Origin of the sequence: Flavobacterium sp. (genome assembly GCF_028712645.1) — a bacterium.
In the GTDB taxonomy this organism is placed as follows: domain Bacteria; phylum Bacteroidota; class Bacteroidia; order Flavobacteriales; family Flavobacteriaceae; genus Flavobacterium.
The window spans coordinates 1-7,144 of record NZ_JAQTPQ010000185.1 but is presented as its reverse complement, the minus strand read 5'-3'; the positions used below and the strand labels follow the sequence as shown (position 1 = coordinate 7,144).

The window sequence follows — 7,144 nt, the reverse complement described above, 5'->3', positions numbered from 1 at the left end:
AGGAGCGACTGACTCTGCAACATTTATAGCTACTCACGTATTAACACAAGCTGATATTGATGCGGGTTATGTTTATAACTTAGCAACCGCTACAGGAGCAGACCCAGATGGTAATCCAGTAACGGATACCTCGAGTGATCCAACACCTTGTACTACTTGTCCAGTGAGTCCAACTTGTCCTGATTGTACGATTGTAGAGATTGTACCAGCACCAGCAATCGTGATTACCAAAGACGGTGCCTACTTTGACACGAACGGAAACGGTGTGACGAATGTTGGAGATGCAATCAACTACACTTTTGTTGTAACCAACACAGGAAACGTGACCTTGACCAATGTTACGGTAACCGATCCTAACGCAACAGTAACAGGAGGGCCGTTGGCAAGTTTAGCGGTAGGCGCAAGTAATAGTACAACATTCACGGCAGTTCATACTGTTACACAGGCAGATATTGATGCGGGTTATGTTTATAATTTAGCTACCACAACGGGAACACCACCAGTTGGTAATCCGGTAACGGCTACATCAACCGATCCAACGCCTTGTACCACTTGTCCAGTAGATTCAACTTGTCCAACTTGTACGATAACACCATTAACACAAACACCAAGTATAGCTTTAATTAAAACAGGCGTATTTGATGATAATAATGGTGACGATTCTGCCCAAGCAGGAGAGACAATTACGTACTCATTTGTTGTTACCAATACCGGTAATGTACCGTTGACCAATGTGACCATAACGGATCCATTATCAGGGGTAGTTTTGTCGGGAGGGCCAATTAGTTTGGCTGTTGGAGCATCGGATAGCACAACATTTACAGCTGTTTACCACATCACACAGGCCGATATTAATTTAGGAACAGTAACCAATCAAGCCACGGCCTATGGTACAAGTCCGTTAGGCACTATCGTTCAAGATTTGTCAAGTGATGGAAATGATTTAGCTACCGTACTTGGTGTGGATGGTTGCAAGATAGAAGTATTCAATGCCGTTACGCCGAATGACGATGGTGCTAACGATACATTCTACATTCAAGGATTAGAATGTTATCCTAAAAACACGGTAGAGATCTACAATAGATGGGGTGTATTGGTTTACAGTGCCGATGGATATAACAATAAAACGGTTGTGTTCAAAGGGATTTCAGAAGGAAGAACTACTGTTAAACAGTCAGAGGGATTGCCTTCAGGAACGTACTACTATATTCTTAAATATGTAGATTTTAGTGGTGCAGGACACGATAAAGCAGGTTATCTCCATTTAAACAATAACTAAATATTTAATTTCCGGAAGAATTCTAAAAGGATTCTTCCGGATTAATTCAAACCAATATGAGAACAAAAATTTTAGTAGTAGCTATAATGCTTATTGGAGTAGTAAGTAATGCCCAGCAAGATGCCCAATTTACCCAATACATGTACAACACGATCAACGTGAATCCGGCTTATGCAGGTTCACGAGGCGTGTTGAGCATCTTCGGATTGCACAGAACGCAGTGGGTTGGTCTGGATGGAGCGCCAACGAGCAACACCTTTTCGATACAAAGCCCTTTGGGAAGCAATATAGGAGGAGGATTATCCTTTGTCAATGATAAATTAGGGGCAACGGTAGAAAATCAAATATCAGCAGATATTTCCTATACGATTCAAACCTCGGATACTTACAAGTTGTCCTTTGGAATGAAAGCGACGGCAGACTTGTTCAATTTAGATGCTTCAAAGTTGAATATTTATAATCAAGGAGATCTTTCGTTGCAAAATTATGACAGTTTTACGCCCAATATTGGCGCAGGATTATACCTTCATTCCGATAAATTGTACGTTGGACTATCGGTTCCCAACTTTTTGGAAACCAACCATTATAACGACAACGAAGTCAAGATTTACAAAGAGAAAATGAATATGTATCTGATAGGAGGTTATGTATTCGACTTGTCGCCGAGTTTACAATTCAAGCCTGCATTTTTACTCAAGGAAGTGGCGGGATCACCTTTGCAGTTGGACGTTTCGGGGAATTTTCTTTTCAACGAGAAACTGGTATTGGGACTAGCCTGGCGCTGGAGTGCTGCCGTTAGTGCTATGGCAGGTTTTCAGATAACCGATGGAATGTATATTGGTTATGGCTATGATATGGAAACCACAAGATTACGCCACTACAATTCAGGATCACACGAGATATTCTTGCGATTTGAATTGCCAACCAAACAAAACCGAATCATTACTCCAAGATTCTTTTAAAAAATAGCTAAGATGAGAAATAGAATTTTACACACCGTATTAGTGTTGATTGCTTCGGTAAATATGCTGCAATCACAAACTATAAAAGAAGCAAAAGCAGAGAAGGAATACGATAAGTTTGCTTATGTTGATGCGATAAAAACCTATGAGCGTTTATTCGATAAAGGATATACATCGGTTGATATGTTAGAAAAATTAGGGAATGCCTATTATTTTAATGCTGATTTTGAAAAAGCTGCCAAATGGTATGGAGAACTATTCAAGCTCAATCAAGAAGTAACACCAGAATATTATTACCGTTATGCCCAATCTTTGAAAGCAATCAAGGATTATGAAAAAGCCGATTTGATGATGGCGAAATTTGAGCAAAAAAGCGGTACAGATTTACGAGCCAAACTAGCGAGTTCTCAAAAAGATTATTTGGCAGAAATAAAGAAAAACTCAGGACGTTATACCATTGAAAATGCAGGAATCAATTCAGAGTATTCTGATTATGGGAGTTCCTTTTATAACAACAAAGTGATATTTGCATCAGCAAGAGATACCTCAAGAATAGGGGGTAAGAAACACAGTTGGACAGGAGAGAGTTTTACCAATTTGTATGCTGCCGATAGGGGAGAAGAAGGAAGCCTTAGCAGTGTAGATCGTTTTGGAAAATCTTTGAATTCAAAATTTCACGAATCGACGCCAGTTTTTACCAAAGATGGTAAAACCGTTTATTTTACCAGAAACAACTATTTATCCAAAAAAGGAAAAGACAAAGCAGGAACAACCTTGTTAAAGATATACAGAGCTACCTTAGAAGGCGATAACTGGAAAGACATTACTGAATTACCTTTTGATAGCAATGAATATAGTGTAGCCCATCCAGCATTAAGTACAGATGAAAGGAACTTGTACTTTGCATCAGATATGCCAGGAACCATAGGGGAGTCAGATTTATATAAAGTAGCCATCAACTCCGATGGAAGTTATGGGACACCAGAGAATTTAGGAAACGTGATCAATACAGAAGGAAGAGAGACCTTTCCTATGATAACTAGAGATAACGAATTGTACTTTGCTTCAGACGGACGTCCAGGGCTAGGAGGATTAGATGTTTTTGTATCGAAAGAGGCGAAAGACGGGAGTTTTAAAGACGTATTGAATGTTGGCGAACCCTTAAACAGTTCCAAAGATGACTTTGCCTTTTTGATTGACAATTCCACTAGACTAGGTTATGTAACTTCAAACCGTGATGGAGGGGAGGGAAGTGATGACATCTATAGATTCAAAGAAACCAAGAAAATCGAATACGTTTGCGAGCAACTTTTATCAGGCATTGTGACCGATAAAGCCACAGGATTACCACTTTCTAATACAAAAGTAACATTGTTTGATAGCCAATCAAAAACACAAGCCACAACCAATACGGATGACAAAGGCTATTATTCACTTACTGTAGAATGCGGTAAATATTATTACGTACGAACAGAGAAAGAGGATTATAGCACGAGTGAAAAAAGCATTACAATTGCTAATACAAGTGGGAAAACAGATTTGCCTTTTGAATTAGAACGTTCGATTTGTAAGGTCGCTATCGGAGATGATTTGGGAAAATGTTTTGAAATCAAAATGATTTATTTTGATTTAGATAAATCTTTCATCCGAAAAGATGCAGCGTATGAACTAGCCAAAATACTGGACGTATTAGAGCAACACCCAACAATGGAATTGGATATTCGTTCGCATACAGATTGTCGTCAGACGGCGAAATACAATATGGCATTGTCAGACAGAAGAGCAAAATCTACTATAGCCTGGTTAGTATCAAAAGGCATTGCCCAATCAAGATTAACAGGAAGAGGATATGGCGAATCGCAATTGGTAAACGATTGTGGTTGCGAACCAACCAACCAATCAAACTGTACTGAAGAGCAACATCAAGCCAATAGAAGAAGTGAATTTATTATTACAGCGCTTTAGCCTTGATCTAGCAGATAAAAATTATTAAAAACAAGCCTCTCAAAAGGTGAAACTTTTGAGAGGCAAATATACCCTATTCATAGCTATTGTAAAATGAATATAAAATAAAATACTGTAAAATGAATTTGATTTTAAAATAGAACAAATAAATATAAAACATCACTATTATGAAAACAATTTCACTCTCTAGAAGGCATCTATAAATATTTATAAATAACTTTTTATTAACTATTTGCAATGAAATATATAAAAAAAGTAGTAGAACAATTGTTTATCCGACCTTATCTGACAATCTTAATTATGACAATCATAATATGGATATTGGTATTTATGGTCTTACAGAAAATAGCAACTTTTTTATAAATAGTGGAAAATAGATTCAGCTTATTACAACTCTTTCTTTTTGGGGTATTGGATGGAAGTGTTCTAATTTTCTTTGTTTGTTTTTTTAACCATTGTAATGCCTCACATAGGAATCTAAATATTCGTAACGAGTTTATTATAAACAACTGTAAGTAAAATGAATTAAGGTTTGAATTTTTATATTACTAGGTTTTTAACACCAGCCTAGTGGATTTTTAAAAATAAGTTAGGTCAAATTTTCAAGTTTTAAACATATGCTCATTTCTATTGATTTAAAAAACACTAATCGAACACGGGCTATAATACACAAATTTAATTAAAATTATCAATAGCAATGATTACTATAGTTTTTCCATTATAGTATTGAAAAGATAATTCGCAAATGAATTTGCAGAATAATTTCCAATATTAGTTGTTTGGAGAAAGACCTATAATAGATTGTTGTAAACAGAAAAAAAGGAAAAAAGTACAAATAAAATAATATTTCTTTTATGGATACTAATACGATTTCGATATCAAATAGGGTTGTTTTTCTTGATGAAACAAGAGGATTTTCAAGATTTTTCAAAGCTAAATTTTCTTGGATTTCTAATGTGGAAAGATATTTTAAGATTAAGGATTTTGTAGCCATTACTGTAAATGAAACTGACATTCTTTTTATAGTGATGACTACCCCTAATGATTTTATGTTTTATACTGGTTATGCTAATAAGGTTAAATATGTTTTCATCTATATGGATTATAAAGATATTGTAATAGAACAAAAGTTGAAAAATAATATTTTCTTAATTGATATGAATTGGTTAAAACAAGATGTTGTAAATTATATCAGAAAGTGTACGGAAAATATAAATTAAAAAATGTTATCAGATGAACAAAATTTTTAAATCTTTTGGTCAAGAAAAATTTGAGGTAAAAATAAAGGTATAAAATTGCCATTAACAACAAGTTTTTGTAAGCATTTGAATAATTATCATACACCGATGACCTGACCTGACGAGGCTGAGAATTGGCTAAGCAAAATAAAATATTGTAAGACAAATGAAATTCGCTGAACACCTATAATTCAGTGAGCTGTTGTCTTAATAAAAAAAACAAAAAGAATGAATTTATCCCTAACAAAAAGAAAAATTATTCATATTCTGCTTTTTCTTTCCATCGTATTAATTCAAATTTTAGTCTATAAAACTTGGAATAAAGAAGAATCTGCACAAAACAATTTTTCGAAAGAAATTAAAAACTCTATCAAGCCAAATAAAGCATTAGAATATAATAATTGTGCTGTAAAACAATATTTTGAAGCGGAAAATTATTTTAATAAATATCTACAAAAACACAACAAGAAAGACTATTTTGGGTATCAAAATTCTTTAAAAATGATGATGACCTATTTAGATAGTTTAGATTTACTATCTAAAAGCGATAAGCCTTTTAAAATGATACTAAAATCAAAGCAAAAAACTGAAAATAATATAATTTTTTTGCGTAAAGAGCTAGATTCATTGATAGGAATCAGCTTATCAGATCAGAATAAAATAGTTGATTTCCAGATAAAAAAAATTGATTTTGATAAGGTTTTAAGCTCTATAAGCTATGATACCATTAAAAAGGAAACAAGTTCAAAGAAAAAAGGATTTTTTGGAAGAATAAAAGATGCAATCTCAAACGAGTCTAATGTAAATTCTTTATTTACAGAAGTCCAAATAAAGATGATTTATAATAATGAGCCTAAAACAGGTAATTTTGAAGAACAGCTCAAGAATGTTTTTTTGTATTCGAAAGAGCAATATCAAAAGCAAATTTTAAACATTGCTAAGGTTTATGGTAATCTAAAAGAAAGAAACGATTTCTTGCTAATAATTAATCAAGAAATTTTAAATAGGAGCCAAAATATTCTTTTCTATTATTCAAAAGCAACACAAGAATTAACCAAAAAAAGAAATGAAACCGCTTTAAAATTATATAATATTGATATTTCAAACAGAAAAAGAACCCTTCTTTACTTGCTTTTAACGATGGGATTGGTTACTGTGTTACTGTTTTTATATACAATTTATGCCTATATTCACGAAAAATATTTAGCAAAGGCAAAGACAGATGCAGAGCGAAATTTAGATACAAAAAATAGATTGATAGGAATGTTAAGTCATGAAATGCGAGCTCCTTTATCAGTCATTTCAAATTTTTCAAATAAATTGAAATTAGAGAATACGGATTTGTCAATTGCTTCAACAATAAATTCCATTCATTTTGCTTCAAATTCTCTTAGAATTACAGTAAATCAAATTTTAGATTTTTTTAAAAATGAAAATTCAAAAATAAAGCTGTATAATTCTCAAATAAATTTGAATCAAGAGGTTTATTCTGTATTAGAATCTTTAAAATCAATAGCCGAAGCAAAAGACATTACCATTGTTTCTGAATTAGATTCAAGTTTAGATACTCTTGTTTGGGCAGATGTTGTAAAAATGCATCAGCTTTTTTATAATTTCATTGGGAATTCCATAAAATTTACAAAAGAAGGTTTAATTACAGTAACTGCTAAACTGACCAAAGTGGGAAATAGTTTGAGATT

5 protein-coding genes are annotated in these 7,144 nt (G+C 33.5%); all 5 read left to right on the top strand.

What is annotated here, in order from left to right:
• A partial coding sequence (locus tag PHC28_RS13280; protein WP_300101429.1) for a gliding motility-associated C-terminal domain-containing protein occupies positions 1 to 1,279 on the top strand: 1,279 nt, incomplete at its 5' end.
• A gap of 56 nt (positions 1,280 to 1,335) precedes the next feature.
• A complete protein-coding gene (locus PHC28_RS13275; protein ID WP_300101426.1) occupies positions 1,336 to 2,241 on the top strand; it encodes a type IX secretion system membrane protein PorP/SprF in 906 nt (301 codons plus the stop codon).
• 12 nt (positions 2,242 to 2,253) lie between these two features.
• Positions 2,254 to 4,206: an OmpA family protein gene (locus PHC28_RS13270; protein WP_300101423.1), complete on the top strand. Its 1,953-nt coding sequence runs from the start codon at positions 2,254 to 2,256 to the stop codon at positions 4,204 to 4,206.
• Between the two features lie 854 nt (positions 4,207 to 5,060).
• Positions 5,061 to 5,426, top strand: a complete 366-nt coding sequence (locus PHC28_RS13265) for a hypothetical protein (RefSeq protein ID WP_300101420.1) — start codon at positions 5,061 to 5,063, stop codon at positions 5,424 to 5,426.
• 246 nt (positions 5,427 to 5,672) lie between these two features.
• Positions 5,673 to 7,144, top strand: a 1,472-nt coding sequence (locus tag PHC28_RS13260) for a HAMP domain-containing sensor histidine kinase (RefSeq protein WP_300101416.1), incomplete at its 3' end; no start/stop codon positions are given.

What these genes read in the sequence shown, in the direction of transcription:
- PHC28_RS13270 (WP_300101423.1), top strand. Translation starts at nt 2,254, where the DNA reads ATGAGAAATAGAATTTTACACACCGTATTAGTGTTGATTGCTTCGGTA.
- PHC28_RS13275 (WP_300101426.1), top strand. Translation starts at nt 1,336, where the DNA reads ATGAGAACAAAAATTTTAGTAGTAGCTATAATGCTTATTGGAGTAGTA.
- PHC28_RS13265 (WP_300101420.1), top strand. Translation starts at nt 5,061, where the DNA reads ATGGATACTAATACGATTTCGATATCAAATAGGGTTGTTTTTCTTGAT.